Annotated in this window: 22 protein-coding genes; 14 read left to right on the top strand and 8 right to left on the bottom strand. The window is 68.4% G+C overall.

Translation table 11 applies throughout. From position 1 onward, the window contains the following. Positions 1 to 154: 154 nt before the first annotated feature. The 8 genes from LZ199_RS14905 to LZ199_RS14870 all read left to right on the top strand — a co-directional run bounded on the left by LZ199_RS14905 (position 155) and on the right by LZ199_RS14870 (position 9,403). Positions 155 to 859 (top strand): YIP1 family protein, encoded by a 705-nt coding sequence (locus tag LZ199_RS14905; RefSeq protein WP_253994348.1) that lies wholly within the window; start codon positions 155 to 157, stop codon positions 857 to 859. After that, positions 856 to 2,202, top strand: coding sequence for a TolC family protein (locus LZ199_RS14900; protein WP_253994347.1), 1,347 nt, complete (start codon positions 856 to 858; stop codon positions 2,200 to 2,202). Before LZ199_RS14905 ends, LZ199_RS14900 begins: the two co-directional genes overlap by 4 nt. Further along, positions 2,199 to 3,464, top strand: a complete 1,266-nt coding sequence (locus tag LZ199_RS14895) for an efflux RND transporter periplasmic adaptor subunit (RefSeq protein ID WP_253994346.1) — start codon at positions 2,199 to 2,201, stop codon at positions 3,462 to 3,464. Before LZ199_RS14900 ends, LZ199_RS14895 begins: the two co-directional genes overlap by 4 nt. Continuing rightward, positions 3,461 to 4,213, top strand: coding sequence for an ABC transporter ATP-binding protein (locus LZ199_RS14890; protein WP_253994345.1), 753 nt, complete (start codon positions 3,461 to 3,463; stop codon positions 4,211 to 4,213). The genes LZ199_RS14895 and LZ199_RS14890 overlap by 4 nt, the downstream gene beginning before the upstream one ends. Continuing rightward, complete coding sequence (locus LZ199_RS14885; protein WP_253994344.1) at positions 4,210 to 5,448, top strand: ABC transporter permease; 1,239 nt, start codon at positions 4,210 to 4,212, stop codon at positions 5,446 to 5,448. The genes LZ199_RS14890 and LZ199_RS14885 overlap by 4 nt, the downstream gene beginning before the upstream one ends. Positions 5,449 to 5,452: 4 nt before the next feature. Next, complete coding sequence (locus LZ199_RS14880; RefSeq protein WP_253994343.1) at positions 5,453 to 6,685, top strand: ABC transporter permease; 1,233 nt, start codon at positions 5,453 to 5,455, stop codon at positions 6,683 to 6,685. 55 nt (positions 6,686 to 6,740) lie between these two features. Continuing rightward, positions 6,741 to 7,745 carry a cysteine synthase A gene (locus LZ199_RS14875; RefSeq protein WP_253994342.1) on the top strand — a complete coding sequence of 335 codons (1,005 nt, stop codon included), beginning with the start codon at positions 6,741 to 6,743 and terminating at the stop codon, positions 7,743 to 7,745. 236 nt (positions 7,746 to 7,981) lie between these two features. Then, complete coding sequence (locus LZ199_RS14870) at positions 7,982 to 9,403, top strand: RICIN domain-containing protein (protein ID WP_253994341.1); 1,422 nt, start codon at positions 7,982 to 7,984, stop codon at positions 9,401 to 9,403. 21 nt (positions 9,404 to 9,424) lie between these two features. On the opposite strand, the gene LZ199_RS14865 is transcribed toward LZ199_RS14870, so the two are convergent. Beyond that, entirely contained in the window at positions 9,425 to 10,093 is a 669-nt protein-coding gene (locus LZ199_RS14865; protein ID WP_253994340.1) for a hypothetical protein, read from the bottom strand. Positions 10,094 to 10,307: 214 nt separating this feature from the next. Here LZ199_RS14865 and LZ199_RS14860 point away from each other — a divergent pair, with 214 nt between their 5' ends. The 3 genes from LZ199_RS14860 to LZ199_RS14850 all read left to right on the top strand — a co-directional run bounded on the left by LZ199_RS14860 (position 10,308) and on the right by LZ199_RS14850 (position 14,739). After that, on the top strand, positions 10,308 to 12,107 hold the full coding sequence (locus LZ199_RS14860) for a choice-of-anchor X domain-containing protein (RefSeq protein WP_253994339.1): 1,800 nt from the start codon (positions 10,308 to 10,310) through the stop codon (positions 12,105 to 12,107). A gap of 121 nt (positions 12,108 to 12,228) precedes the next feature. Further along, on the top strand, positions 12,229 to 13,539 hold the full coding sequence (locus LZ199_RS14855) for a hypothetical protein (protein ID WP_253994338.1): 1,311 nt from the start codon (positions 12,229 to 12,231) through the stop codon (positions 13,537 to 13,539). A 6-nt stretch (positions 13,540 to 13,545) separates the two neighbouring features. After that, on the top strand, positions 13,546 to 14,739 hold the full coding sequence (locus tag LZ199_RS14850; protein WP_253994337.1) for a hypothetical protein: 1,194 nt from the start codon (positions 13,546 to 13,548) through the stop codon (positions 14,737 to 14,739). Here the strand turns inward: LZ199_RS14850 and LZ199_RS14845 are convergent. The 5 genes from LZ199_RS14845 to LZ199_RS14825 form a co-directional block, all read right to left on the bottom strand. Then, entirely contained in the window at positions 14,727 to 15,095 is a 369-nt protein-coding gene (locus LZ199_RS14845) for a GatB/YqeY domain-containing protein (protein ID WP_253994336.1), read from the bottom strand. The two genes, LZ199_RS14850 and LZ199_RS14845, sit on opposite strands and share 13 nt — an antisense overlap. Positions 15,096 to 15,108: 13 nt before the next feature. After that, positions 15,109 to 16,746, bottom strand: coding sequence for a sensor histidine kinase (locus LZ199_RS14840; protein WP_323389668.1), 1,638 nt, complete (start codon positions 16,744 to 16,746; stop codon positions 15,109 to 15,111). Beyond that, positions 16,715 to 17,413, bottom strand: coding sequence for a response regulator transcription factor (locus LZ199_RS14835; RefSeq protein ID WP_253994334.1), 699 nt, complete (start codon positions 17,411 to 17,413; stop codon positions 16,715 to 16,717). The genes LZ199_RS14840 and LZ199_RS14835 overlap by 32 nt, the downstream gene beginning before the upstream one ends. 552 nt (positions 17,414 to 17,965) lie before the next feature. Continuing rightward, complete coding sequence (locus LZ199_RS14830; protein ID WP_253994333.1) at positions 17,966 to 18,385, bottom strand: hypothetical protein; 420 nt, start codon at positions 18,383 to 18,385, stop codon at positions 17,966 to 17,968. Positions 18,386 to 18,614: 229 nt separating this feature from the next. Continuing rightward, positions 18,615 to 19,136 carry a hypothetical protein gene (locus tag LZ199_RS14825; RefSeq protein WP_253994332.1) on the bottom strand — a complete coding sequence of 174 codons (522 nt, stop codon included), beginning with the start codon at positions 19,134 to 19,136 and terminating at the stop codon, positions 18,615 to 18,617. A 334-nt stretch (positions 19,137 to 19,470) separates the two neighbouring features. Here LZ199_RS14825 and LZ199_RS14820 point away from each other — a divergent pair, with 334 nt between their 5' ends. After that, complete coding sequence (locus LZ199_RS14820) at positions 19,471 to 20,481, top strand: PKD domain-containing protein (RefSeq protein ID WP_253994331.1); 1,011 nt, start codon at positions 19,471 to 19,473, stop codon at positions 20,479 to 20,481. 272 nt (positions 20,482 to 20,753) lie between these two features. Here LZ199_RS14820 and LZ199_RS14815 read toward each other — a convergent pair whose 3' ends face one another. Next, positions 20,754 to 21,425, bottom strand: a complete 672-nt coding sequence (locus LZ199_RS14815; protein WP_253994330.1) for a hypothetical protein — start codon at positions 21,423 to 21,425, stop codon at positions 20,754 to 20,756. Positions 21,426 to 21,629: 204 nt separating this feature from the next. Between LZ199_RS14815 and LZ199_RS14810 the strand changes: the two genes are divergently transcribed. Both LZ199_RS14810 and LZ199_RS14805 read left to right on the top strand, forming a co-directional pair. Further along, the gene (locus tag LZ199_RS14810; RefSeq protein WP_253994329.1) at positions 21,630 to 22,478 is read left to right on the top strand and encodes a hypothetical protein; all 849 of its coding nucleotides are present in this window, start codon (positions 21,630 to 21,632) and stop codon (positions 22,476 to 22,478) included. A gap of 202 nt (positions 22,479 to 22,680) precedes the next feature. Continuing rightward, the gene (locus LZ199_RS14805) at positions 22,681 to 23,073 is read left to right on the top strand and encodes a DUF4288 domain-containing protein (protein WP_253994328.1); all 393 of its coding nucleotides are present in this window, start codon (positions 22,681 to 22,683) and stop codon (positions 23,071 to 23,073) included. Between the two features lie 14 nt (positions 23,074 to 23,087). Here LZ199_RS14805 and LZ199_RS14800 read toward each other — a convergent pair whose 3' ends face one another. Continuing rightward, positions 23,088 to 23,912: a hypothetical protein gene (locus tag LZ199_RS14800; RefSeq protein WP_253994327.1), complete on the bottom strand. Its 825-nt coding sequence runs from the start codon at positions 23,910 to 23,912 to the stop codon at positions 23,088 to 23,090. Between the last annotated feature and the right edge of the window lie 41 nt (positions 23,913 to 23,953).

Raw genomic sequence — 23,953 nt, 5'->3', positions numbered from 1 at the left:
ACAGGTCTGCGGAATCCTTGGGGTAGAAAGCCGCGCCACCTTCCATGAGGATGGAATTAGGTTGGTCGGCTGCCCGTTCACCGCCGCAAAATTACGACTGGCCGAGCAATTGCCTTAGGGGGGCGCCGTACATCCCTCCGAGACCACTCACTCTATGACCTCTCTCGTCCAACCCGTGCGCGTCTTCATCGACCCTGTCGAGGGAACGCCCGCCGCCGTCGAAGCCCGCCGATGGGTCTGGCCCCTGCTCATCCTCGCCCTTTGTGTGTCCGCCTCCGGGACGCTGTTTTCCCTTCGGTGGGACGCGACCCCGGATGTCATCCGTGAGCTGCAGGCGTCCGGGGAGATGGCGACCATCTCCGAGGCCGACCTGAGCGACAAGATCCAGACGACGACCCGCAAGGCGCTCGTCGGCGGCATCGCCAAGGGCGTCTTCGTGATGCCCATGGTCGCGCTGCTGCTGGCCGCCATCCTCTGGGTGGTGTCCTGGCTGTTCGACCGGCCCGCTCACTTCGAGCAGCTCATGTCCGTGGCGGCCCTGGCGCTGCTGCCCATCGCGCTGTACCACGCCGTCCTCGCCATCTGCATCGCCGCGCAGCACAGCATCTCCGTCGCGCGCGTCGCGCAGCTGGTGCCGGCGCACCTGGGCGTCGTCCTCGGGGGCCTCAGCCCGAAGATGGCGCGGGTGGCGTCCACCGTGGACTTCTTCAACCTCTGGAGCACGGGCCTGTTGGGCCTGGGCTTCGCCGCCGCCACGGGCATGTCGCGCAACCGCGCGCTGCTCTTGGCCCTGGCGCTCTACGTCATGTTCGCGGGTGTGATGATGGTCGGTCTTCCCGGTGCGGGAGGTGCGCAATGAACGCGCTCATCGTCGCCGCGCTGCTCACCGCCGCGCCTTCCCCCGCGCCCACGCGCCTCACGCTGGAAGAGGTCCGCACCCAGGGCCGGCAGAGCACCACCGCGCTCCAGGCCGCGCTCGACCTGGCGGTCGCCCAGGAGGACGTCTACGTCACGCGCTCGGCGCTCCTGCCCCAGCTGTCTGTCAACGCGTCGGTCGGCAAGAACTGGTTCGGTCGCCGCAAGTCCTTCAACCTGGTGCCGGACGTCAACAACCCGGGCGAGTTCGTGCAGATCCCCGTCGAGTCGAAGCCCACCAGCACGGGCGACTACGACCTGGGCTTCATCCTCAATCAGGTCATCTACGACCGGGCGCGCTGGAAGCAGCTGGAGCAGAGCGGCGTGCTGCGCGACGCGCAGAAGAGCCAGGCGCAGGAGGAGACGGACACCTCCGAGCTGGAGGCCATCCGGCGCTTCTTCACGCTCTTCCGCTCCCAGGCCACCCGTCAGGTGCTGGAGGCCACCGTCAAGCGCAGCGAGGAGCAGCTGGATCGCGCGCGCTCCCTGTTCCAGGCCGGACGCGTGGGCAAGGTCGAGGAGATCTCCGCGCTGGTGAACCTGGGCAATGACCGCATCAGCTTCGTGCAGTCCTACACGCAGCTGGTGACGGACCAGACGCAGCTCGCGGTGTGGCTCACCCGTCCGGGCACCGAGCCCCTGGAGGCGGTGGACCCGGGCGTGCTCAACGAGGAGCCCGCCCCCGCGCCCACCATCGAGCAGGCCATTGACTCCGCCCGCGAGAAGCGCCCGGTGCTCAAGGCGCTCCAGCTCCAGGTGCGCGCGGCGGAGCTGCAGCGCTCCATCGCCCGCGCGGACTACCTGCCGGTGCTGTCGGCCCGCGGCCTCTACACCCGCCAGGGTCCGGACGCCGAGCAGGTCTTCACCGAGCCGCGCCTGCAGAACAACTTCCTGGGCAGCATCAACCTCGATTGGAACGTCTTCAACGGCTTCATCACGCCCGCCCAGACGCGGCGCGCGGAGGCCACCATCCGCAAGGCCCAGCTCACGCTGGCGCAGTCGGCGCGGGAGATTGAAGGCGAGGTGCGCGCCGCGCACCAGTCGCTGGAGGCGCAGATTGTCGCCGCCCGCCTGTCCGCCGAGAACAAGGAGGCCGCCATCCAGGGCCTCCGGCTGGCGGAGGAGCGCTTCAAGGCCGGTGCGGGCTCCACGCTGGAAGTGCGAGATGCCCAGCTCAGCCTCACGCAGGCGGAGCTCAGCTTGTTGGAAAACAGGATTGATGTCGAAATCGCCCGCTTCAGTTTGTTGCGGGCCATGGGCGCCCTGAGCCCGGGAGAGACGAAATGAAGTGGTGGAAGGGTGCGATTGCCGGTGCGCTGTTCCTCGGTGCCGCGGCCATCACGGCTGGGGGGCTGAAGGAGCGTCCGCCACCGTCCCAGGAAGTGCAGATCGCCAAGGCCCGCAAGGGCACCATCACCCGCACCATCACCGGCGCGGGAAAGGTGCAGGCGGCGACCACGGTGAAGATCTCCTCCAGCCTCTCCGGAGACCTGGTGGAGCTGCTGGTCAAGGACGGCGAGCCGGTGAAGAAGGGCCAGGTGCTCGGGCGCATCGACAAGCGCATCTACGAGGCCGCGATGAAGCAGGCCATGGCGTCGCAGAACGCCGCCCGCGCCGATGCCCAGGTGGCGGAGGTGGAGGTCGGCCGCACCACGTCGGAGCTGGCGCGGGTGGAGGGCCTGGTGACCAAGGGCCTGGCGTCCGGCGCGGAGCTGGACCTGGCCAAGGCGAGCAAGAACACGGCGGAGGCGCGGCTGGCGTCGTCGCGACAGCAGCTGGCGCGCAACGTCGCCATCGTCGAGCAGGCGCAGGCGGACCTGTCGAGGACGACGCTGTCGTCGCCCATCGACGGCAACGTCATCGAGCTGTCGCGCGAGGTGGGTGAGCGCGTGCGTGGCTCGGAGCTGGCCGAGGACGTGGTGATGACCATCGCCGCGCTGAGCGCCATGGAGGTGAAGTTCGAGGTGGGCGAGCACGAGGTGGTGCACCTGAAGCCGGGCCAGCCCGCGGACGTGACGCTGGACGCGCTGGAGGGGCAGACGTTCCAGGGCTCGGTGGTGGAGATCGCCCAGAAGGCGCTCATCAAGAACCCGGGCACGGAGGCGGAGGTGACGAGCTTCCCCGTCACGGTGGCGCTGGACATGCGTCCGCCGGGCGTGCTGCCGGGCATGAGCGCGGAGGCTCGCATCTCCGCGGAGACGCACGATGACGTCATCCTGGTCCCCATCCAGGCGGTGACGGTGCGCGCGGAGCGCTCGCTGCCGGACTACAAGGAGTCGGTGGAGGGCGGCGGGCTGAAGGCGAAGCGCACCGAGACGCTGGCCAAGGTGGTGTTCGTGGTGGACGCGGCGAACAAGGCGCAGGTGCGGCGGGTGCAGACGGGCATCGCCTCCGACACGGAGCTGGAGATCCTCTCCGGGCTGAGCGACGGGGACCGCGTGGTGGAAGGTCCCTACCGCACGCTGTCGAAGGAGCTGAACCACGGAGACAATGTCCAGGGGCCCGACCAGGGCGAGGCTCCTGGCGCGAAGGGCGGTCAGAAGTCGTGAGTGACGGCAGCGGCGCCGGCAACGGCCGGCTCATCCAGGTGGACGACATCACCCGCGTCTTCCATGTCGGTGGCGAGGAGGTGCGTGCCCTGCGCGGCGTCACCTTCGGCATCAGCAGGGGCGAGTGGGTGGCCATCATCGGCCAGTCCGGCTCCGGCAAGAGCACGATGATGAACGTGCTGGGCTGCCTGGATACGCCCACCAGCGGCCGCTACATGCTCAACGGCAAGGACGTGTCGCGCATGAGCGACGACGAGCTGGCCGTCATCCGCAACGTGGAGATCGGCTTCATCTTCCAGACGTTCCAGCTCCTGCCCAAGGAGACGGCGCTGGCGAACGTGGAGCTGCCCCTGGTGTACCGGGGCATGGCGGCGAAGGAGCGGAAGGAGCGGGCGAAGGCGGCGCTGGACAAGGTGCAGCTCACGCACCGCATGCACCACCGGCCCAACGAGCTGTCGGGTGGTCAGCGTCAGCGCGTGGCGATTGCCCGCGCGCTGGTGTCGGAGCCCTCCATGCTCCTGGCGGACGAGCCCACGGGAAACCTGGACTCGGCCACGGGCGAGGAGATCGTCCGGCTGTTCGAGCAGCTCCACAAGGCGGGCCACACGCTGGTGCTCGTCACGCACGAGCCCAAGCTGGCGGCGCGCTGCCCCCGGGCCATCCGCCTGAGCGACGGTTCGATTGTCGCCGACGGCTCCGGGCGTGAAGTGGCCATGGCCGTCGCGGGCCCGATGGTGGCGGGCGTATGAAGAGCGTGACGAGCCTGCGGGTGGACGTCCTGGAGGGGGCGCGCATCGCCCTGTTCTCCCTGCGCGCCAACCGCCTGCGCACGGTGCTGACGACGCTGGGCATCGGCATCGGCGTGGCCACGCTGCTGGCCATCGTCGGCATCATCCAGGGGCTCAACACGTCCTTCCACAAGCAGCTCGCGAGCTTCGGCGCCAACACGCTCTACGTCTCCAAGTTCCCGTGGATGATCAAGGGAGACTGGTGGAAGTACCGCAACCGGAAGAACTTCACCCTGGACCAGCTCCCCCGGCTGCGCGCCATGGCGCCGTTCATCACCGCGCTGTCCCCGTCCGTCTCCCGCATGTCGGACGTGTCGTACGGCGGCGAGCAGATGTCGTCGGTGCGCATCCAGGGCGTCAACCACGAGTACCTGAGCATCGCGGGCTTCGACATCACCGGAGGCCGCTTCATCACGGAGGCGGATGAAGAGGTGACGCGTCCGGTGGCCGTGCTGGGCGCGGACGTGGCGGAGCGGCTGTTCCCCGGCATCAGCCCGGTGGGGCGGACCATCCGCGTGGACAACCGCTCCTTCCAGGTGGTGGGCACGCTCAGCCGGAAGGGGAAGGTGGTCAACGAGAGCATGGACCTGCTCGTGCTCATCCCCTTCAAGACGTTCTACAGCAACTTCGGCAAGGGCCGTCCGTTCGAGATCGCCATGGCGGTGGCGGACGCGTCCCAGGTGCGCATGGCGGAGGACCAGCTCATCGGCATCCTCCGGCGCCTGCGCGCCACGGAGCCGGGCCAGCCCGACGACTTCAACATCAACAAGCCGGAGGCCATGGCGCAGACCTACGCGCAGCTCACCGGCGCGCTGTACGGCGTGGCCGTGGGCGTGGGGCTCATCACCCTGCTCGTGGGCGGCATCGGCATCATGAACATCATGCTGGTGTCCGTGCGGGAGCGGACGCGGGAGATTGGCGTGCGGCGCGCGCTGGGGGCGCGCAAGCGCACCATCGTCGTCCAGTTCCTCATGGAGGCGGCCAGCGTGTCCGCCGTGGGAGGCCTGCTGGGAACGACGGTGGGGTTGGGCACCGCCAAGGTGGTGTCGCTGATTACGCCGCTGGCGGCGGACGTGCAGACGACCACGGTGCTGGGCGGGGTGTTCTTCGCGGCGCTGGTGGGCCTGCTGTTCGGCATCTGGCCGGCGGCGCGCGCGGCGAACCTGGACCCCGTGGAAGCCCTCCGGTACGAGTGAGTCGATGAGAGCCTTCCTGGACAATCTGCGGCTGGCCCTGGGGACGTTCCTGGGCAACCCGCTGCGCTCCCTGCTGACGCTGCTGGGCATCGTCATCGGCGTGGCCACGGTCATCACGATGATGGGGCTCATCGAGGGCCTGCGCACCAAGGTGAACAAGGACCTGGGCCGGCTGGGGGCGCACACCTTCCAGCTCACCAAGTGGCCCTCGGGTGGCTTCGGCCGCTTCAACTGGGCGAAGTTCGCCAAGCGCCCGGACATCGACATGGAGGACGTGCACGCCATCGAGATGTTCTGTCCGTCGGTGGGCATGGTGGCGCCGTCGGATGACGCGGGCGGGCAGAAGATCTCCACGGCCAGCGCGGAGACGCGGCCGTCGGTGCGCATCATCGGCGCGACCACGGCGTATCCGCTGACGAGCGGTGTCTCCGTGCAGTCCGGCCGCTTCTTCAACGACGTGGAGGCGCTGGACGGCCGCGGCGTGGTGCTCCTGGGCGTGGACGTGGCGGACTCGCTCTTTCCCGGCATCGACCCGGTGGGCTTCGAGGTGCGCCTCCAGAACCGGCCGTTCCGGGTGATTGGCGTGCTCCAGCGGCGCGGCAGCTTCCTGGGCATGGTGAGCATGGACAACCAGGCCATCATCCCTCTGCGGATGTACCAGCAGCTCTATGGCAAGGAGTGGTCGCTGGGCGTCGACATCCAGGCGAAGGACCCCGGGCTGTTCCGCAAGGCGCAGGACGAGGTGTCGACGCTGATGCGGCGGCGGCACAGGTTGGACCCGGACCAGCCCAACGACTTCGAGATCCACACCAACGAGTCGGTGACGGCGTCCTTCAACCAGCTCTCCCAGGTCATCACCATCGCCGGCATCGGCGTGTGCCTGCTGTCGCTGGTGGTGGGCGGCATCGGCATCCTGAACATCATGCTGGTGTCGGTGATGGAGCGGACGCGGGAGATTGGCGTGCGCAAGGCGCTGGGTGCCAAGCGGCGGCGCATCCTCGGGCAGTTCGCGACGGAGGCCGTGCTGCTGGCGCTCTTCGGCGGCGGCCTGGGTGTGGGGCTGGGCTTCGGGCTCGTCTTCCTGGGGGACTGGATGGTGGGCTTCCCCATGTCCGTGCCGCCCTGGGCGGTGGGTCTGGCCCTGTCGATGAGCTGCGGGGTGGGGCTGCTGTTCGGCATCTACCCGGCCGCCCGCGCCGCGAAGCTGGACCCCGTCGAGGCGATGCGCAACGAGTAGCGGTTCGGCCCCGTCGTCGGTTGCCTCCCTCCCTGGACTCCATTAGGGGAGGGGGATGGCGCCACGCATCGGTTCGCTCTGGGACTCGGTGGGAAACACTCCGTTGCTTCGCATCGGCTCGCTCAGCCGCCTCACCGGCTGCGAGATTCTGGGCAAGGCGGAGTTCATGAACCCTGGCGGCAGCATCAAGGACCGCGCCGCCAAGGGGATGATTCGCCGCGCGGAGGAGCAGGGCCTCCTGAAGCCGGGCGGCACCATCGTCGAGGGCACCGCGGGCAACACGGGCATCGGCCTGGGGCTGTTGGGCCGCGAGCGCGGTTACCGTGTCGTGGTGACGATGCCGGACAACCAGGCGCGCGAGAAGTATGAGCTCTTGGAGGCCATGGGCGTGGAGGTCCGCAAGGTGCCGGCGGTGCCCTTCGCCAACCCCGGCCACTTCTTCCACCAGGCCCGCGTCCTGTCCGAGCAGCACGGCTGGTTCTGGGCCAACCAGTTCGAGAACACGGCCAACGGCGACTTCCACTACGAGACGACGGGGCCCGAAATCTGGGAGCAGTGCGAGGGCCGCGTGGACGTCGTCGTCGTCTCCGTGGGCAGCGGCGGGACGATGTCCGGCGTCAGCCGCTTCCTCAAGGAGAAGAACCCCGCGGTGCGCGTGGTGCTCGTGGACCCGCCGGGCTCCGGCCTCTACAGCTACGTGCTCGAGGGGAAGCTGGAGTCGACGGGCACCTCCATCACCGAGGGCATCGGCATCATGCGGCTCACCGCCAACTTCCAGGCCTCGCGCGTGGACGAGGCGATGCGCCTGGGCGACGGAGAGATGCTGGACACGCTCTACCACCTGGCCCGCGAGGACGCGCTCGTGGTGGGCACGTCCGCGGCCTTCAACGTGCGCGCCGCGTACGAGGTCGCCCGTCAGCACGCGGGCTCGGGCCTGCGCATCGTCACCCTGCTGTGTGATCACGGCAGCCGCTACGCCTCCAAGGTCTTCAACGCGGAGTTCCTCGCCTCGAAGCAGCTCCAAGTGAGTCCGCTGCCCGGCGTCCCCGCCGCGCGCTGAGTCTTCTCGCACGACGCGGCGCCTGTCCTCGCGCCGCGTCGTGCCGTCTTGCAGTCCGCGCCGAAAATACGGACGGCGGCGCAAGCGCGTGCAGGGGGCTCCCAACTGTCCGACAGGACTGGATAGAGTTCCTTCGATTTCTGGAAAAACTGTTGTTGCGGGTTTAGGGCGACGCTACAGGTGCGCGACCCATCCGCCTCCGTTTTGGGGGCGGGGGCTCACCTCATGGAGTCCGCATGTCGCGCATGGTGTTGCCGTTGAGAGCCCTGGTGTTGGAGGCCGCGCTGGCGGCCCTGGTCCTGGCCTGTTCCGGGGCGCCGGACGTGGAGACAACCGCCGACGAACCGCTGGCGCGGCAGGAGGGAGCGGCGCTGGCGACGCGCGTGGTCGGCTACTTCCCGACGTGGGCGGGTGACGTCAACGCCATCCCCTACGACAGGCTCACGCACATCAACTACGCCTTCGTGGTGCCCACCGCGCAGGGTGGGTTGACGGGCCCCAGCGGGACGGACGCGCGGCTGCGCTCACTCGTCACCGCCGCGCATGCGCGAGGCGTGAAGGTGCTCATCGCCGTGGGCGGGTGGAACGACGGCAACGACAGCGGCTTCGAGTCGCTCGCGGCGAACGCGGGCACGCGCACGGCCTTCGTGAACAACCTGGTCAACTACGTCAACGCGGCGGGGCTGGACGGCGTGGACATCGACTGGGAGTACCCGGACCCGGGCGCCTCCGCGCAGAACTTCGCGGCGCTCATCCGCGAGCTGGGCGCGGCGATGCGCTCGCGCGGCAAGCTGCTCACCGCCGCGGTGGTGGCCAACGGCTACTACGGCGAGGGCGTCCCCACCTCGACGTTCGCCGACTTCGACTTCCTCAACATCATGGCGTACGACGGCGGGCAGCCGCATTCGACGTATGACTACGCCGTCCAGTCGCTCAACTACTGGAAGGGGCGGGGCCTGCCGGCGTCGAAGGCCGTCCTGGGCGTGCCGTTCTACGGGCGCTCGCCGTCGTCGTACGTGGGCTACGCGGACCTGGTCGCGCGCGACTCGCAGGCGCCGTACAAGGACAACGTCGGTGACGTCTATTACAACGGCATCGCCACCATCCAGGCCAAGACGCGGCTGGGGCTCCAGCAGGGCGGCGGGGTGATGATCTGGGAGCTGACCCAGGACACGCGCAATGACACGTCGCTGCTGCTCGCCATCTTCAACGCGGCGCAGGGCGGGAGTGGCGCCACCCGCTACCGCATCATCAACAAGAGCTCCGGCCGCTGCCTGGATATCAACGGGCCCAGCACCGCGGACGGCGCCACCATCCACCAGTGGGCGTGCCACACCGGCGCAAGCCAGCAGTGGGTGCTGGAGCCCACCGACAGCGGCTACGTGCGAATCGTTTCGCAGTACAGCGGCAAGGTGCTGGACGTGCGCGACGTCAGCACCGCGGACGGGGCGGGGCTGCAGCAGTGGTCCTGGTCCAACGGCGGCAACCAGCAGTTCCGCACCGTGGCGACGACCGGCGGGTTCCACCGCATCGAGGCGCGGCACAGCGGCAAGGTGCTGGACGTGACGAGCTGCGGGACGAGCGGCAACGGCACCGTCATCCAGCAGTGGACCTGGTCCAACAACGACTGCCAGCAGTTCCGGCTGGAGGCCCAGTAGCGAGCCGCCTCTTGTGTCGCCTCAGTGAGGGGCGGAGAAGCGTCCGGGCTCCAGCGTCATGGCGCTCGGGCGCGTCTTGCGGAAGAGGTAGTAGTCGGCGGGGCGCTCCCAGTGGGATGCGCCCGCGGTGTCGCGCGCGGCGGGGCCCCGGGGCGGAATCTTCGGGACCAGGTACGAGGAGAGCTCCTGGTCGCTGAAGGTGAACGTCCCCCGCTGCTCCTTCACCACGGCGATGAGCTCCAGGTTCTCCTCGGCGGCCGCCTCCGCCGCGTCGCCATGGTGGTCGTTCGTCACCAGCAGGCCTCCGACCTTCAGGTACTTCCCACACGCGCGGGAGATGCCTCCGGCATACAGCGCCAGCAGCAGGTCGAAGCTCTCCTCCAGCGCGGGGATGGGCTGCAGGTAGTCCTGGGCGACGAAGCGCACGGAGGCCTGCTGCTCATATTGCTGACGGGAGCCGATCTTCCTCAGCACGCCGTCCTTGTTGGCGAAGAAGCCCTGCGCCAGGTCGTTCCGGTCCACGTAGACGACGTTCTGGAAGAAGAACGACGGGGTGATGTGCACGAAGCACCCCGGATACAGCACCGTGTCCACCGCCACGAACCGCTCGCGGAGCAGCTCGAAGAGGCCCGCGCGCTCGAGCTGATGATCAACCACGAAGCCCTGGTAGATCTCCTCGACTCTCTCCATTTCCTGGATTTGAGCCGGTTTCCTGCCTGCCGTACAACTTTGGGCCCCTCTCGCCCGCGGAGAGGCGCTGTAGCGCGGAAAGTCACAGCGCCGCTGCGGCTGTTGCCCGGGGGGACACATCCTCGCGGTGTGTGGGTGGGTTCTCCCTGAGTCCTTTCGTGGCCTGGGGGGTGCACCTGGGGCCTCGCTGTCGAATCCCCTGGAGGCAACATCCATGACGAAGTGGTCCTCGAAAAGGGCCCTGGGCCTGAAGTGGGCTGGGTCCGGTGTGCTCGTACTCTCGCTGTGTCTGACGGGCTGTGGTGGTGGTGAGGCGCTGGAGGCTCCGGCGCCCGTGGAGGCCCAGCCCCAGGCGGCGGCGACCGAGCCGAACCCCGCGAGCCAGCCCTCGCCCGTCATCCAGTCGATGGACGTGGTGGCGCAGGACGACGTGCTGGGTTCCCGGACGCGAAGCCTGGTGCGGGTGCGGCTCGCCCAGAATCAGCAGGGCCTGTTCACCCAGGTCCCCGTGGTGTCCGACACGGGCAAGCCGGTGGTGCTCAGGGACCAGGGCACGGACGGTGACGAGCAGGCGGGTGACGGCGTGTTCTCCGGCTTCGCCGAGGTCGACCTCGACACGCTCCGCGAGACGCAGAACCGAATCACCGCGGCGCAGAACCAGCAGCCCAACGAGCCGCTGACGTTCGCCGTCTTCAACAACCGCGAGCTGGTGGAGGAGCGCCCGGTGGTGGCGCTGTCGTCGTCCGTCTTCCGGCCGCGCGTCCCCATCCCCGTGACGCCCGTGGGCCTGCTCAGCGACGTGAAGCCGGCCAACTCGCTCATCATCACCCATCCGCGCGTCATCAACGACCCGACGCGCACGTATGACCCGTGCTCGAACTCCGGCAACCCGAACGGGGTGTGGACGTTCAACCACCTGATGACGCAGATGGCGAGCACGTTCGTGACGCCGTCGGCCCTCACCGAGCAGTGGCTGCTGAAGTGGAACGCGAACCAGACGCTCAACGGGTGGACCGTCCCGGCGCGCACGCAGGTGGTGCCGCGCATCCTGAACCCGTGGCCGAAGGTCGCCGGCACGCTCGACATGACGAAGTCGGCGTTCAAGCTGGTGGCCATCTTCAACCGGTTGGACCTGGGCAAGGGCGAAGGCCCGGTGGGCTACGGCGGCTCCAGCGGTGGCGGCGAGCTGCGCTTCGTCTTCGCCGCGGTGGACAAGAGCGCCGGCTGCGTCGTCCGGCCGCTGCTGGTCATCTTCGAGTACGGCGTGCCCATCAACGGCTGCCTCAACGTGAAGAGCTGGGCGCAGCAGTGGATGCAGTTGTCGAACCCGCTGATGACGCTGGGCAGCCCCGCCTACAACGCGGCGCTGGAGGCCCTCACGCAGCAGGTCGTCGTCGCGGGCGCGGCGCCCACCAAGCCCAACGGCAACGCCATCAACCAGATTCGCACCAACGACTTCATGCTCGACAGGCCCTGGGAGCTGCGGGAGTTCCACCTCTTCGACACGGGCCCGACGCCGAACTTCCTGTCGGAGACCACGGTGGCATTGACGCCGGGAGACCTGCGCAACAACACCACGCTCTTGCGTGACTTCGTGAACACGAACCAGGCGGCCATCCTGGCCAACACCTACGGCGTTCCCGCCATCTTCGCGGGCGTGAACTTCCTGGGCGCCAACCCCCGCGTCCCGACGCCGGCCACCACGTTCTGGCGTGCCACCGGAATCGTGGACAACACCGCGCGGCACAAGTTCTCGCTCAACACCTGCAACGGCTGCCACGCGCGCGAGACGAACACGTTCTTCACGCACATCAACGAGGCGGGCTCGCTGTCGGGCTTCCTGTCCACGGGCATGGTGAACCCGCTCTTGCCCTTCAACGTGACGGACCCGGTGGACGGCACCACGGTGCGCTCGTTCTTCGAGATTCGGGACCGCGCGCAGCACCTGGACTCCACCGCGAACCAGTCCTGCCTCACCCGCGCGTTCGACAGGCGCATCCACGCGGTGCACTGACGTCGTGAAGCACGGGGCCGGGAGGACATGCCCCGGGCCTGCACGAATTCCGCACAAACATGCCTCATGAAGCGCACGGGCTGGCCATCCGGGTTGCACACCGGGGGGCCAGTCTGTGTCCATGAACCTTCCCGTTTCCGCGCCGCGTCCTCAGAGGACGTCCGATGGTCCCATCCGAGGGGCCTTCCGGTGGCTGGTCGCCCACCACGTCTTCGGCAGTCTCCTCATCGTCGTCTTCGCCACGGCGGTGATTGCCGGCCAGGTGGCGGACCGCACGGACTTCGCCACGTCGGAGCTGGCGGCCGGCGTGGAGGACCGGTGGGGCGCGCCCGTCGTCCAGCCCGCGCCTTCGCTGCGCTACGTGCACAGCGGCACCATCTTCACCGAGCTGAAGCCCCTGGCCTTCGACCGTCAGCACGTGGAGGTGCTGGCGAAGATGAACTACCGCAAGCGCGGCCTGCGCTACTTCTCCGGCTTCGACTTCAACCTGGGCGCCGAGTACGCGGTCGTCAATCGCGAGGGCCACGACATCGACGTGGCGTTCATCTTCCCCATGGAGATGAACAAGTCGCAGGTGCTGCTGTCGGAGCTCCAGTTCCTCGTCGACGGCAAGGAGTCCAGCCTGGACCTGGGCGAGTCCGGCAACCGGCTGGTGTGGACGGGCCGCATCGCGAAGGGCGCCACGGCCCGCTTCGTCATCCGCTACCGCGCGCGGGGGCTCGACTCCTTCGTCTACAAGCTGGACCCGAACCTCTCCGCGCGTGACGTCCGCCTGCACTTCGCCGTGGAGGGGGGCGACAACTTCGACTACCCGTCGGGAGTGCTGTCCGCCTCGTCCGTGCAGACGGGCAGCGACGCTGTCACCCTGGACTGGGCCTTCCAGTCCCTGGAGTCCGGCGTCAACCTGGGCGTCATCCTGCCCTCGGAGAAGACGTTCGACTCCATGGTGTCCCGCATGGCGGGGCGCGCGTGGGTGCCCTTCCTGGCGCTGGTGGCGCTGCTCGCGGCGCTGGGGCTGCGGCACAAGCGACAGCTGGCGCTGCATGAGTCGTATCTGCTGGCCGCCGTGTACGGCTTCTTCTTCGTGCTGCTGGCGTACCTGGCCGCCTTCATGAACTTCTACGTGGCCTATGTCCTCAGCGCGCTGGGGCTCGGCGCGGCCGTGGTGGCCTACGCGCGCTGGCTGTTCCCGAAGGAGCGCACGGTGGTGCTGGCGGGAGTCTGGGCCGCCACGCTGCTGGTGCCCACGGCCGCCGTCATCCTGGATGGCTACACGGGCCTCATCTACACGCTGGAGATCCTCGCCGGCCTGCTCGGGCTGATGGTCCTCTCCACCCGCACCGGTGTGCGGGCCTTCCTCTCGGACTTGTCGCAGAACGGCGGCGCTCCTCGCGCGGCCGTCGCCACCCCTGTCACCCCGGAAGCGAGCTGAGCCACCATGCGGACCCTTTCTCTCGTCGTCGGATTGCTGCTGCTCGCGCCGGAGGCCCTGGCCACGGGCGCCGCTCTGTCCACGCCTTCTCCCTCGGGCACCGCCACCGTGCCGTTGGACCAGCTCATTCCCCTGTACACGCAGCGCCAGGCGTATGTGCCTCCGCCTCCCACCGAGGCGCTGGTGAAGAGCCAGCTCAAGGGCCGACTGTCGACCGACGCCCTCCAGGTGGACGCCAGCTTCCAGGTGGAGGTGCTCGCGGACGGGCGTTGGACGCAGGTGCGACTGCTCCACCTCGACGCGGACACGTACCCCACCGCGCTGCCCACGCTGGAGGACGCCACGGTGGGCGTGGTGGATGGCTTCCTGTGCCTGCTCACGCGCAAGGCGGGGCGCCATGCCTTCGAAGTGGGGCTCACCGTGCGCGCCTCGGGCACGGGGCCTGAGCGCCGCGCGCAACTTCGCTTCGGGCCGGAGGCGTCTTCGGTGCCGCTCCAACTGGATGCCGACACCTCCATCTTCACGCTGATGGAGCCGCTGCCGACCTCGGGTGAGGGCTACGCCGTCTATCCCGTGCAGGGCGTGGTGCGGGTGGGGTGGCGTTCCGCCTCGTCGGTGTCGCAGTCGGCGAAGCCGCAGGTGCGCCCGCCGATGGAGCCGCGCATCGCCGAGGCCACCGCGACTTGGGTGTCCACCCTCGAGGGCCGTGCCTCGCTGCGCGTCAGCTACACGCTGAACCTGGACCGTGAGCAGCCGCTGGAGTTGACGGTGCCGGAAGGACACAAGCTGGAGCGCGTCACGCTCAACGCGGTGCCCGTTCCCGTGGAGGACGCGACGGAGGGTGTGCTGAAGCTGAAGGTCGCTCCGTCGCGACTGGGTGAGACGAGCGGCGCGCTGGAGGTGGTGCTCGCGCGGGAGCTGGGCGTCTTCCACCTGTCGGGTCGGCTGAAGCTGGCGCTGCCTCGTGTGTCGTGGCCGGTGGCCGAGCTGCGGGCCCGCGCGCACTTCCCCGCGGTGTTCAACTACCGCCGCGAGGGTGGAAGCCTGGAGCAGGTGGACGCGGCCGACGCCGTGGCCGCGACGGCGAGCGCGCCCCTGCCGGGCAAGGTGCTGCACTTCCGGCAGTACCTGGTGGCCGCGTCCTCGCCCACGCTGGAGCTGGGCTACTCGGTGGACATCTCCGACAGCTACTTCCGCTGAAGCTCCAGGAGCACGTCCAGTTGGGCCCTCAAGACGTGGGCCTCGTCGTTCTTCCCGAGGCTGACGTAGAGGGCCACCGCGTCCCGCCGTTCTTGCACTTCGCGTTCGATGATGGCGCTCACGGCTTCGGGCGTCAGGGCCAGGCGGGGCACTTCACCGCTCCCCAGGCCCTCGGCGCTTCCGGCGATGGTGCCCTCGACGGGCGGTGGCGCCGCGGTGCTCACGTCGGGAGCCTCCGCGTTGTCGAGGGCCGCCAGCACCTCACGCAGCACGGCCGCGGCGGGGGCACTTCGGGTGCGAAGCGCGTCCTTCAGCGCGGCGCGAAGCGTCGTCTTCCACTCCTGCATGGTTCTCATGGGGCTGCCTACCCTAGCGGCGCACCAACGGGGCCGCCACGGCGAAAGCCGCGCCCGGCTCCGGAGGCCGCGCCGGGAGCAGCTCCAGTCCCGCGCCGAACGTGCGCAGCATCGACTGGGAGATGGTGAGGCCCAGGCCCGTGCCGCCCCGCTCGCGGGCGGTGGTGAAGAAGGCGTCGAAGATGAGCGCCCGGTTCGCCTCGGAGATGCCTCGGCCGGTGTCGCGCACGATGACTCGCGCGGGCCCGGTGCCGCTCGTCTCCACGGACAGGGACACGCGCACGTCCTCGCCGCCGTGCTGCCTCGCGTTGGTGACGAGCTGCCAGAGCACGTCGTCCAGCACCTCGGCGGGCAGGGACACGGTGAGCCCCTCCGGCACGGGGCTCACGTCGACGCGCGCGAGTCCCTCCGAAGCGGCCCGGGTGGCGAGGGCCGTCAGCAGGGGCGCCAGCTCCACCTGCGCGGGCCGGGCCGTCATCGAGTCCGCGCGCGCCAGCTCCATCAGTCGCTGCACCAGCCGGGTGAGGCGCTTCGCGTCGGCGTCGATGTTGGAGAGGAAGCGCGCGCGCTGCTCCGGCGTCATCACCTCGGCGCTGTCGCGCAGCAGCTCCACCGCGCCCTGGATGGAGGCCAGCGGCGTCTTGAACTCGTGCGAGACGTTGGCGGCGAAGGAGCGGATGTACTGGTTCCTGTCGCGCAGCGCGGTGGCCATGCCGGCCAGGGACTCGGACAGCTCGGCCAGCTCCGCGACGACGGGGCGGGCCACGGGCTCGAAGCCCTCGGGGGCGCTCGCCGTGATTGCGCGCGTCTGCTTCACCAGCGCTCGCACGGGCCGGCCCAGCAGCGCGGCGGCGGCGAGCGACATCAACGCCACCGCGCCGAGCGACACCAGCCCGGTGGCCGACAGGTTCCACCGGTCCGCGTACATGGCCTTGGCGAACGTCATGGGCGTGCGCGCCAGCACCACCGCGCCCCAGACGCGCCCGCCCTGGATGACTGGAAGCGCCACGAACACGCGGATGCCGGTGTCGCGGCTGAGCGAGGCCAGCGGCGTGTCCTCCGGCTCGGCGTGGCGGCGGCGCAAGACGCTGGTGGGCATGCCGTGCAGAGCCTGTTGCACCTCGGTCCGGTCGGCCAGCGTGGCGCCCATCAGCTCCGCGCTGCTGCTGGACACCACCACGCCCCCGGCGTCGACGACGCGAATGCCGGCGAGCGTGGCCGCCCTCACGTTCTCCAGCAGCGGCCGAAGCCTCTGGCCCACGTCCTGCGCCAGGGGCTCCCCGGGCACGCGCGAGGGCGGGGGCCGGTCGTCCGGCGGCAGCGGCTCGTCCGAGGCGCGCAGAGAGGGGAGGATGGGCCGAAGCTGGTCGTCGCTCGGAATGGGGAAGGGCCACTTCGCGGTGCGAGGCTTGCCGTAGTCGAGGCCATTCACCCGCTCGGCGAGCATGGACCGGTAGACCTCCGCCACCACCGCGCCCTGGGTGAGCAGCTCCGTCTCCGTCTGGCGGATGAGCTGGTTGTCATAGACGCGCACGAAGGACAGCCCGCCCAGCGTGAGCACGAAGCCCGCCAGCCCCACGGCGACGAACACCATCCACAGCCGGGGCCTCGCCCGGGGCCTAGGGGATGGCGAGCCGATAGCCAAGGCCATGCACCGTCTCGATGACTTCTCCGCCGACCCCGGCGAACTTCTGCCGCACCCGACGCACGTGGCTGTCGATGGTCCGGTCACTCACCACGCCGTCGTCATAGACGCGCGTCATCACCTCGTCGCGGGTGAACACCTTGCCGGGCACGCGCAAGAGCGCGGCGAGCAGGTGGAACTCCGTCACGGTGAGCACCACCTCCTGCTCGCCCCACCAGGCGCGAAAGCGCTCCTCGTCCAGCTTCAACGGGCCCCGCGTGAGCGGCTTGGGCGAAGTCGAGGCGGGCGCGGCCTCCGTGGCGGGTCGGGCGCGGCGCAGCACCGCCTTCACGCGCGCCACCAGCTCGCGCGGGCTGAAGGGCTTGGTGAGGTAGTCGTCGCCGCCCAGCTCCAGGCCGAGGATGCGGTCCACCTCGTCGTCCCGCGAGGACAGGAAGACGATGGGCAGCTCATGCGCGCGGCGGACCTCCCGGCACACCGCCAGCCCGTCCATCTCCGGCATCATGATGTCCAGGACGATGAGCGCCGGAGGGGAGCGCCGCACCTGCTCCACCGCCGCCCGTCCGTCCGCGGCCTCCTCCACCCGGAAGCCGCCTTGCTCCAGCGCGAAGCGGACGATGTCCCGCAGGTGCGGATCATCATCGACGACCAGGACGGTGAGACGCTCGGCCACGGGACGCTCGGAAAAAGGAGAGGGCGAGACGCGGAGTGTAGCCTCGTCACCCCACTTCAGGGACTTGCCGTCGCAGTCGTATTTTTTATTGTCACCGGACGCAACTGGCGGAAGGGGAGGTCGATAACCCCGCATACCGTTTTCGGTTCCCCGCGCCCGCTGACTCGGCTGCTCGTCAATTCATCTACCGCTGGCGTGGGGACCCGTCTCTCTGACCGCTGAAGCGTGACGAAGGGACGAGCGACCTCGGGGGAGGGGCTCGTCCGGGTCGAGCCGGGGTGTCAGTCCGAGCCCCGGCTCACCCAGTCACTTGAGGCGAAGGGTACGGCGGGTACCCTTCGCGAGCCTTGATTCGACGCGTCCTCCGCCGCGGACGCCGGATGGCCGCCGCCGCCACGAGCGCGAGCACCACCGGAACGAACACCAACAACGCTTGAGCCGTCACCGTCTTCCTCCTCTCTGGACTATGGCGAGAGGGTCTGACGTGCCGTTCCAGGAAAACCTGAAAGAGCCTGGACTCCAGGGCCATGGGGAGAGGTGGGAGGGAGCGGCTCAGGAGCAGGGGATGTACGTGCTGTAGGCCGTGGTCACCGAGGCTCCCGTGGCGTCCGTCACCGTGGCCCTCGCCCTGAAGTTCCAGAGGAAGGTCCCCGTGCCGTCAGGCCCGGGACAATTGAAGTCCTGGCTGGCTCCGCCCGCGCCCACAGCCGTCGTGTAGGTCCGGTTGGTGGCGTAGACGTACTGCTGATAGGTCCAGGAGTAGGTGTACGGCGGGACGCCGCTCGAGACAGTCGCCGTGCAGGTGACGTCGCTGAACCCTTGGGTGCAGGCGACCGACGCCGACAGGGCCGCGCTGTGGGTTCCCAGTGTGTCCGGGGCCTCGGTGCCGGGGACTTCGTCGGCGGGGCCACCACAGGCCATCAAGGGCAACCCAGCTCCCATCACCGTCGCTGCCACGAGTTTCGTCGTCATGCGAGTCTCCTGGAACGTGATTCGGGTGAAGGACCGCGCTTCAACCCTATCACTGGCGCGAGCCCGTCAAGTCCAGGAGGCGGGGCGTGAGTCTTTGTTGGTTTTGATTGGAACGAACGTCACGCGAATGAGGTGCGACGGGTGGCCAGGGGTGACGTGGACGTGAAGCCGGGCACGGCCGCCCGCGGGAGCAGCCGTGCCTGGAGGTGCCTCGCCAGGGGCGGGCGGACTACCACTGCTCGACGGAGGTGATGCCCAGCGCGAACGGAGCGCCGATGAAGGAGCCGTCCGACGTGCAGGGGCGGCTGGTGATGTCGTTCAGGTTGGCCGAGTAGTAGCCGTAGGTGGAGCCGTTGCCCTTCTCGTAGAACGTGGTGCCGTTCGGGAGGACGACCTTCCAGACGTAGTCGAAGTGCTCGTACCACTTGGGCGTGGTGCGGGTGGAGATGATGCTCCGGACCGTCACCGTCCAGGTCCACGGGGAGGACGCGGGAACGGCCACCGTCTGCGTGTTGTCCCAGGTGATGGCGACGCCGTTGTCGAGCCCGCCCCAGCCGTGGATGAGAGACACGGACGTGCCCCAGGGCAGCGTGTAGTTCCGGTACGACATCCGGATCTCCGCCTCATAGGAGTGGGCGTAGACACACGCGTGCAGCACCGCGCGCCCGTCCGCCCACTGCTCGATGGCGACAGCGGACGTGGATGCGAAGAACAGGGCGAGGGCGAGGACTTTTCGGAGGGCCGAGGTCATGGAGAGAGACTCCCAGGTGGATGGTTCGGCGGATGTCTCTAGCACGAGGGTGGGTATCGGCGCACTCTCTGTGCGTCTGCCCACTCCGTGTTTCCAGGGGCGGTGAGGGGCTCGTGAAACATCATCGCGTGACAAAACGAGATGGGGGCATCTGGAATGACCCGCCCGCCGTCTCGGGAGACTCGCTCTCGCGAGTCACGTCAGGAACCCGCGTCCCGTGCTCGGGTGTCGAACCTGCCTCAGTTGGATGTGTGGAATGTCTTGTATTTGATGTGAGCCGAAGTCCTCGCGCCACATCAGCGAATCTCCGCTAGCGCGCGAGAGGGGAACATCCATGCACGGTTTGGGTCGTCTTTCCGTCGTCGGGTTGTTGCTGGCGGTCGTCGCCGGCTGTGGTGAGGGATTGCCCTCGGGCTCGGGTGCGGTACAGATGGTCATCGCGGACCAGGAGTTCGCGGCGAGCGAGTCCAGCGTCACGCGCATCCAGGTCGTGGTCTCCGGCCTGGGCCTCACCGACATCGAACAGGATCTGGTGAAGACGGGCAGCACCTGGGGCGGCACCATCGCTGGCATCCCCGCTGGGACGAACCGGGTCATCGTGGTCTCCGCCTATGCGTCGAACAACTCGCTCCTGTTCCGGGGCGAGGCGACCGAGGTCACCATCGTCGAAGGGGAGACGGCGCTCGTGGCCGTGACGCTCCATGACGTGACGCTGCCGCAGTACACGAACAACGACGCGCCCATCATCGACTCGGTGACGCTGTCGGCCACGACGGTGGAGGCCGGTGGACAGCTCACGCTGGGCGCCACGGCGCATGACCCGGTGCCGAACGACCTGGTGTCGTACTCGTGGAGCGCTTCCGCGGGAACGCTGAGCAGCACGACCATCGCCAACCCCACGTGGACAGCGCCGTCGTCCGCGCAGACCGTCACGCTCACGTTGACGGTGCGGGATCAGCGCAACGGCACCAGCCGGGCGCGCGTGACGGTGGAAGTGACGGAGGCGCTGGAGGTGGGCGGCAGTGCCACGATTTCCGTGAGCTTCAACGCGCCGCCGCTCATCCTCCTGGTGACGGCGAGCGAGGGCCGGGTGGTGCTGGGCCAGAGCACGGCGGTGAGCGCCAATGTGCATGACCCGGACCTTGGGACGGTGTTCTATCAGTGGACGTCGTCCTGCGCGGGGACGTTCTCCTCGCCCACGAGCCAGACGTCGAACTTCACGCCGTCCGCGGTTCCCGCGGGCGCCTGCAACAACTGCAGCATCACGATGACGGCGCGCGACCCCAAGGGTGGGACCCGCTCCGGATCGTATTTCCTGTGCGTGGTTTCGACTCCCGCGCCGTAGTGGAGCAAGGGTAGGGATGGCTCAAAGCCAGTCGGCAGGCCCGCATGTGTATCTTCATGCGGGCCTTATCGTTTCTTCCAATCAGCGGGAATTGCCGCTGTGAATCGCTCCGCGCCGAGGTTCTGGCGGGAAACATCGATCCACTGGCTGCACCCGTCCTGCCGCTGTTGTGCATCCTTGCCCTGGGCAATGCTTGCTCAATTTCCCAGGGCACCGGCAAGCCAGGGCCCGTTCTAGACTTCGAGGACGGGCGCCCGTGATCATTCGGGGGGCTATTGGAGGTCGACCGGGGGGGCTCCCTGGGTGAGCCTCTTGGCAACCGCCGCCGCGCTGTCTCGCATGTACTTGAGCCGATCATCGAACGCTCCGTCGCCGCCGCTGCCCGCGCGCTCGGTGTGGAGCAGCTCTCCGCTCTCGTTGATGTAGTGCACGTAGAACAGGGCGGTGCCGTCGGCGATGAAGCGGTCGGTGTCCACGCTCGCGAACGGGGTCCCGTCCTCGGTCCGGAGTTCCCGTTGAATGGGGGAGCGGTAGAGGGTCGCGACCGGGATGATGATTCCCTTGGCGCCCGCTTCCTTCACGTACCGGGCGAGATCCTGCTTCATCCTCGGCGGGACGTTGAACTTGTCGGTGGCGATGTTCGGAAGGGCCTCACACCACTCGCTGTCCCCCTTCAGTTTCTTGACCTTCGCGTTGGCGACGTCCTGGCCGTACGCACTCCAGAGTGCCGGTGCGACGTAGTCCTCGATGTTGCGGATGACCTTGTCGTTGTTGTCCGCCGGCTCGGCACACGCGAGCAGCGGCGTGAGCGCGTAGGGCTTGTCCAGGCCGCTCCACTTCCCTCCGCTGAAGTAGGTGGGGTTGGAGGTCGCGAGGCCGGGGACACAGCCGGAGAGCGTGACGAGCAACAGCGTGGAGAGGAGGGGAGCACGGTGAGCGGGCATGGAGAGTCCTCGAGCGGGGAGATGGGGCTCACGGACATGCGTGAGCGGTTGGTACGTCCCGTACCTCTCCAACGTTCCGCGCTTCGTTCTGTCGCAGAGAGCAGCATCGCGGCCGTGTTATGTGACGTCCGCGCCCCGGACATTCGTCGCGGCGGGCCGTGAAGGAGCACTGCGTTGGCGAGCCTTGGTGTCTCGAAGGAAAACTTGATCTCTCGCGGCGCCGCGCGGTTCAAGGACCTTGTCTATCTGGCGCTGCAGGACAAGAAGCTGCACAAGAAGTCTGCCGCTCACACGCGACTGGGGAGCATCGACGAAGGCGAACTCGCCAACGTCAAGGACCTGAGCTGGACCGAGGCGGGCATGTGCGTCGTGAAGCGGCCGAGCGAAAGACTGGTGGTGGTCTCCGGCGATGGAAAGGTCTTCACCTATGTCGGCGGCAAGGAGACCACCGAGCAGATCCCCAAGCCCTGGGAGCTTCGTGGGTGCGTGAGCATCGCGGGCCATGCCCATGCCTTCGGAATGAACCGAGAGGTCTTCCGGCGCGATGGGGAGGGGCGATGGCGGGACATGCATGGCCCCAAGGCCCAGGGCGAGGAGGTCGTGGGGTTCGAGGCGCTCGACGGCTTCGATGAGCACGACTTCTACGCGGCGGGCTGGGAGGGAGAGCTCTGGCACTGCGACAGGGGTGCCTGGTCGCGGTGTCCGAGCCCGTCCCGCGTCATCCTGTCCGCCCTCTGCTGCGCTGGCGACGGGCAGGTGTATGCCGGCGGTCAGTCGGGGACGCTGCTGCGGGGGCGTGGGACGCGATGGGAGGCCCTGAAGACGGGGCTGACTGAAGACGTCTGGGACCTTCGCTGGTTCATGGGCCGCCTCTACGTGGCGACCCTGACCTCTCTGTACACGCTTGCCGGAGACTCACTTGCCCCCGTCGAGCTCGGTCGCGATGCTCCGAAGACCTTCTACAAGCTCACCGATGCGGAGGGCGTGCTCTGGTCCATAGGACAGAAGAATGTGCTCTCCTTCGACGGTGCCAGATGGCATCGCTGGGAATGAGCTTCGCGGGAAGGTCGATTCGCGGGGGCCCCGCTACCGGATGACTGTCGCCATCCCGCCCATGGAACTGAAGATGCCAAGGCTGTCTTGAATGAGGCAGCGCAGGGGGAGGGCCTCGTTTCCTTCGCGGCCTCCGAGGCATTGAAGCGCTGGGAGGAAGGCACCTGGGCCTTGGATCCAGAGTAGGCAGAGGGGACTGTCCATGAAGCGCCAGAAGAGGCTGTGGTACGCGGCGAGCGTCGTCATGTACATCCAGTTGAAGAAGGGGCGGCAGAGGAGCTTTCCCGTTCACGAGAACGTCTTCCTCATCGCCGCCCGGAGCTTCGACGAAGCCCGGATGCGCGCCGAGGAACTCGGCCGGGCCGAGGAATCGCACAAGGGACTCACGTTGAATGGGCGGCCCGCGGTGATGCTCTTCGGCGGGGTCAGGAAAGTGGTGTCCTGTACCGCAGACCCGGCTGTTCCTGGTCCCTCGGAGGTGACAAAGCTGTACGACGGGGTGGAGGCAACCTACTCAACCTTCCTCGTCAAGAGCCGGAAGGAACTCACGGCCCTCATCGAGGGAAGGCCAGCCGCACTCATCTACGAGGAGTGAGACTGGCGTTGGCTCTACCGAATCACCGTCGTGATCCGCTCGGACCCCGTGCGTGACACGCGCCGCGTCTCGCGCCCGTTGAAGTCCACGGACTCGCCTTCACCCACCAGCGCCCGGATGGTGATGCGCGACAGGCACTGACTGTCATCCACGGCGTGCGTCACCACATAGCGCGGCACCGTGGACGCGGCCTCACCGAGCCGCAGCCGCATCTCTCGGATGGCCTCGATGTAGCCCACCAGCGGCTCCATGCGCGCCAGCGCCCGGCGCAGCACCTTGTCGGAGCGCTTGCTCATCACGCGATCCCAGACCAGGTAGCCCGCGCCCAGGGTGGCGGAGCTGGTGAAGAAGATGACGAAGTTCAGCACTCCCCCCAGGTAGCGGTTGCGCGTGAAGCCCTGCTCGCCCGTCGCCTCCGTGAGGATGTCCTTCAGCGTCTCCGCCGCCGCCTGGTTCGCCATCGCCGTCCACTCCCGGGCGTCCTTCGGATTGCCCAGCAGCAACCGGCACACTCCCAGATGCAAGGAGATCAACGAGACGCGCGCGGTGTCCCGCTCGACGGCCAGCGCCTCCGTGAAGCAGTAGCTCGCGGACTTGAGCAACTCCAGGTGATCTTCCCGCGTGCACTCGGGCCGCGTCGCTTCCTCCAGGTGGAGCCGGCCTTGATGAAAGGCCCCCTCCCTCAAGAGATGTGGTTCCCGATGCAGATGGCCCAGGAGGACCAACTGCTCTCCCTCCGTCCCCAGCAGCGCCTCCAACAGCACCGCCGAACCCTCCTCCAGGAACTTGCCCCCGACCTGCCGGGGCGTCGCCTGGATGAGGTCATTCCACGTCGCCATTTGCAGACTCCCGTGTACCGCGGCGCCTCATGGATCCGTCG

Source organism: Myxococcus qinghaiensis (genome assembly GCF_024198215.1).
GTDB classification, from domain to species: Bacteria; Myxococcota; Myxococcia; order Myxococcales; family Myxococcaceae; genus Myxococcus; species Myxococcus qinghaiensis.
The sequence above is the reverse complement of the archived record's forward strand: the minus strand, read 5'-3'. Positions and strand labels throughout refer to the sequence as shown.

Coding starts and splice junctions, on each gene's coding strand:
- LZ199_RS14905 (WP_253994348.1), top strand. CDS start 155: ATGACCTCTCTCGTCCAACCCGTGCGCGTCTTCATCGACCCTGTCGAG.
- LZ199_RS14900 (WP_253994347.1), top strand. CDS start 856: ATGAACGCGCTCATCGTCGCCGCGCTGCTCACCGCCGCGCCTTCCCCC.
- LZ199_RS14895 (WP_253994346.1), top strand. CDS start 2,199: ATGAAGTGGTGGAAGGGTGCGATTGCCGGTGCGCTGTTCCTCGGTGCC.
- LZ199_RS14885 (WP_253994344.1), top strand. CDS start 4,210: ATGAAGAGCGTGACGAGCCTGCGGGTGGACGTCCTGGAGGGGGCGCGC.
- LZ199_RS14880 (WP_253994343.1), top strand. CDS start 5,453: ATGAGAGCCTTCCTGGACAATCTGCGGCTGGCCCTGGGGACGTTCCTG.
- LZ199_RS14875 (WP_253994342.1), top strand. CDS start 6,741: ATGGCGCCACGCATCGGTTCGCTCTGGGACTCGGTGGGAAACACTCCG.
- LZ199_RS14870 (WP_253994341.1), top strand. CDS start 7,982: ATGTCGCGCATGGTGTTGCCGTTGAGAGCCCTGGTGTTGGAGGCCGCG.
- LZ199_RS14865 (WP_253994340.1), bottom strand. CDS start 10,093: ATGGAGAGAGTCGAGGAGATCTACCAGGGCTTCGTGGTTGATCATCAG.
- LZ199_RS14860 (WP_253994339.1), top strand. CDS start 10,308: ATGACGAAGTGGTCCTCGAAAAGGGCCCTGGGCCTGAAGTGGGCTGGG.
- LZ199_RS14855 (WP_253994338.1), top strand. CDS start 12,229: ATGAACCTTCCCGTTTCCGCGCCGCGTCCTCAGAGGACGTCCGATGGT.
- LZ199_RS14850 (WP_253994337.1), top strand. CDS start 13,546: ATGCGGACCCTTTCTCTCGTCGTCGGATTGCTGCTGCTCGCGCCGGAG.
- LZ199_RS14845 (WP_253994336.1), bottom strand. CDS start 15,095: ATGAGAACCATGCAGGAGTGGAAGACGACGCTTCGCGCCGCGCTGAAG.
- LZ199_RS14840 (WP_323389668.1), bottom strand. CDS start 16,746: ATGGCCTTGGCTATCGGCTCGCCATCCCCTAGGCCCCGGGCGAGGCCC.
- LZ199_RS14830 (WP_253994333.1), bottom strand. CDS start 18,385: ATGACGACGAAACTCGTGGCAGCGACGGTGATGGGAGCTGGGTTGCCC.
- LZ199_RS14825 (WP_253994332.1), bottom strand. CDS start 19,136: ATGACCTCGGCCCTCCGAAAAGTCCTCGCCCTCGCCCTGTTCTTCGCA.
- LZ199_RS14820 (WP_253994331.1), top strand. CDS start 19,471: ATGCACGGTTTGGGTCGTCTTTCCGTCGTCGGGTTGTTGCTGGCGGTC.
- LZ199_RS14815 (WP_253994330.1), bottom strand. CDS start 21,425: ATGCCCGCTCACCGTGCTCCCCTCCTCTCCACGCTGTTGCTCGTCACG.
- LZ199_RS14805 (WP_253994328.1), top strand. CDS start 22,681: ATGAAGCGCCAGAAGAGGCTGTGGTACGCGGCGAGCGTCGTCATGTAC.
- LZ199_RS14800 (WP_253994327.1), bottom strand. CDS start 23,912: ATGGCGACGTGGAATGACCTCATCCAGGCGACGCCCCGGCAGGTCGGG.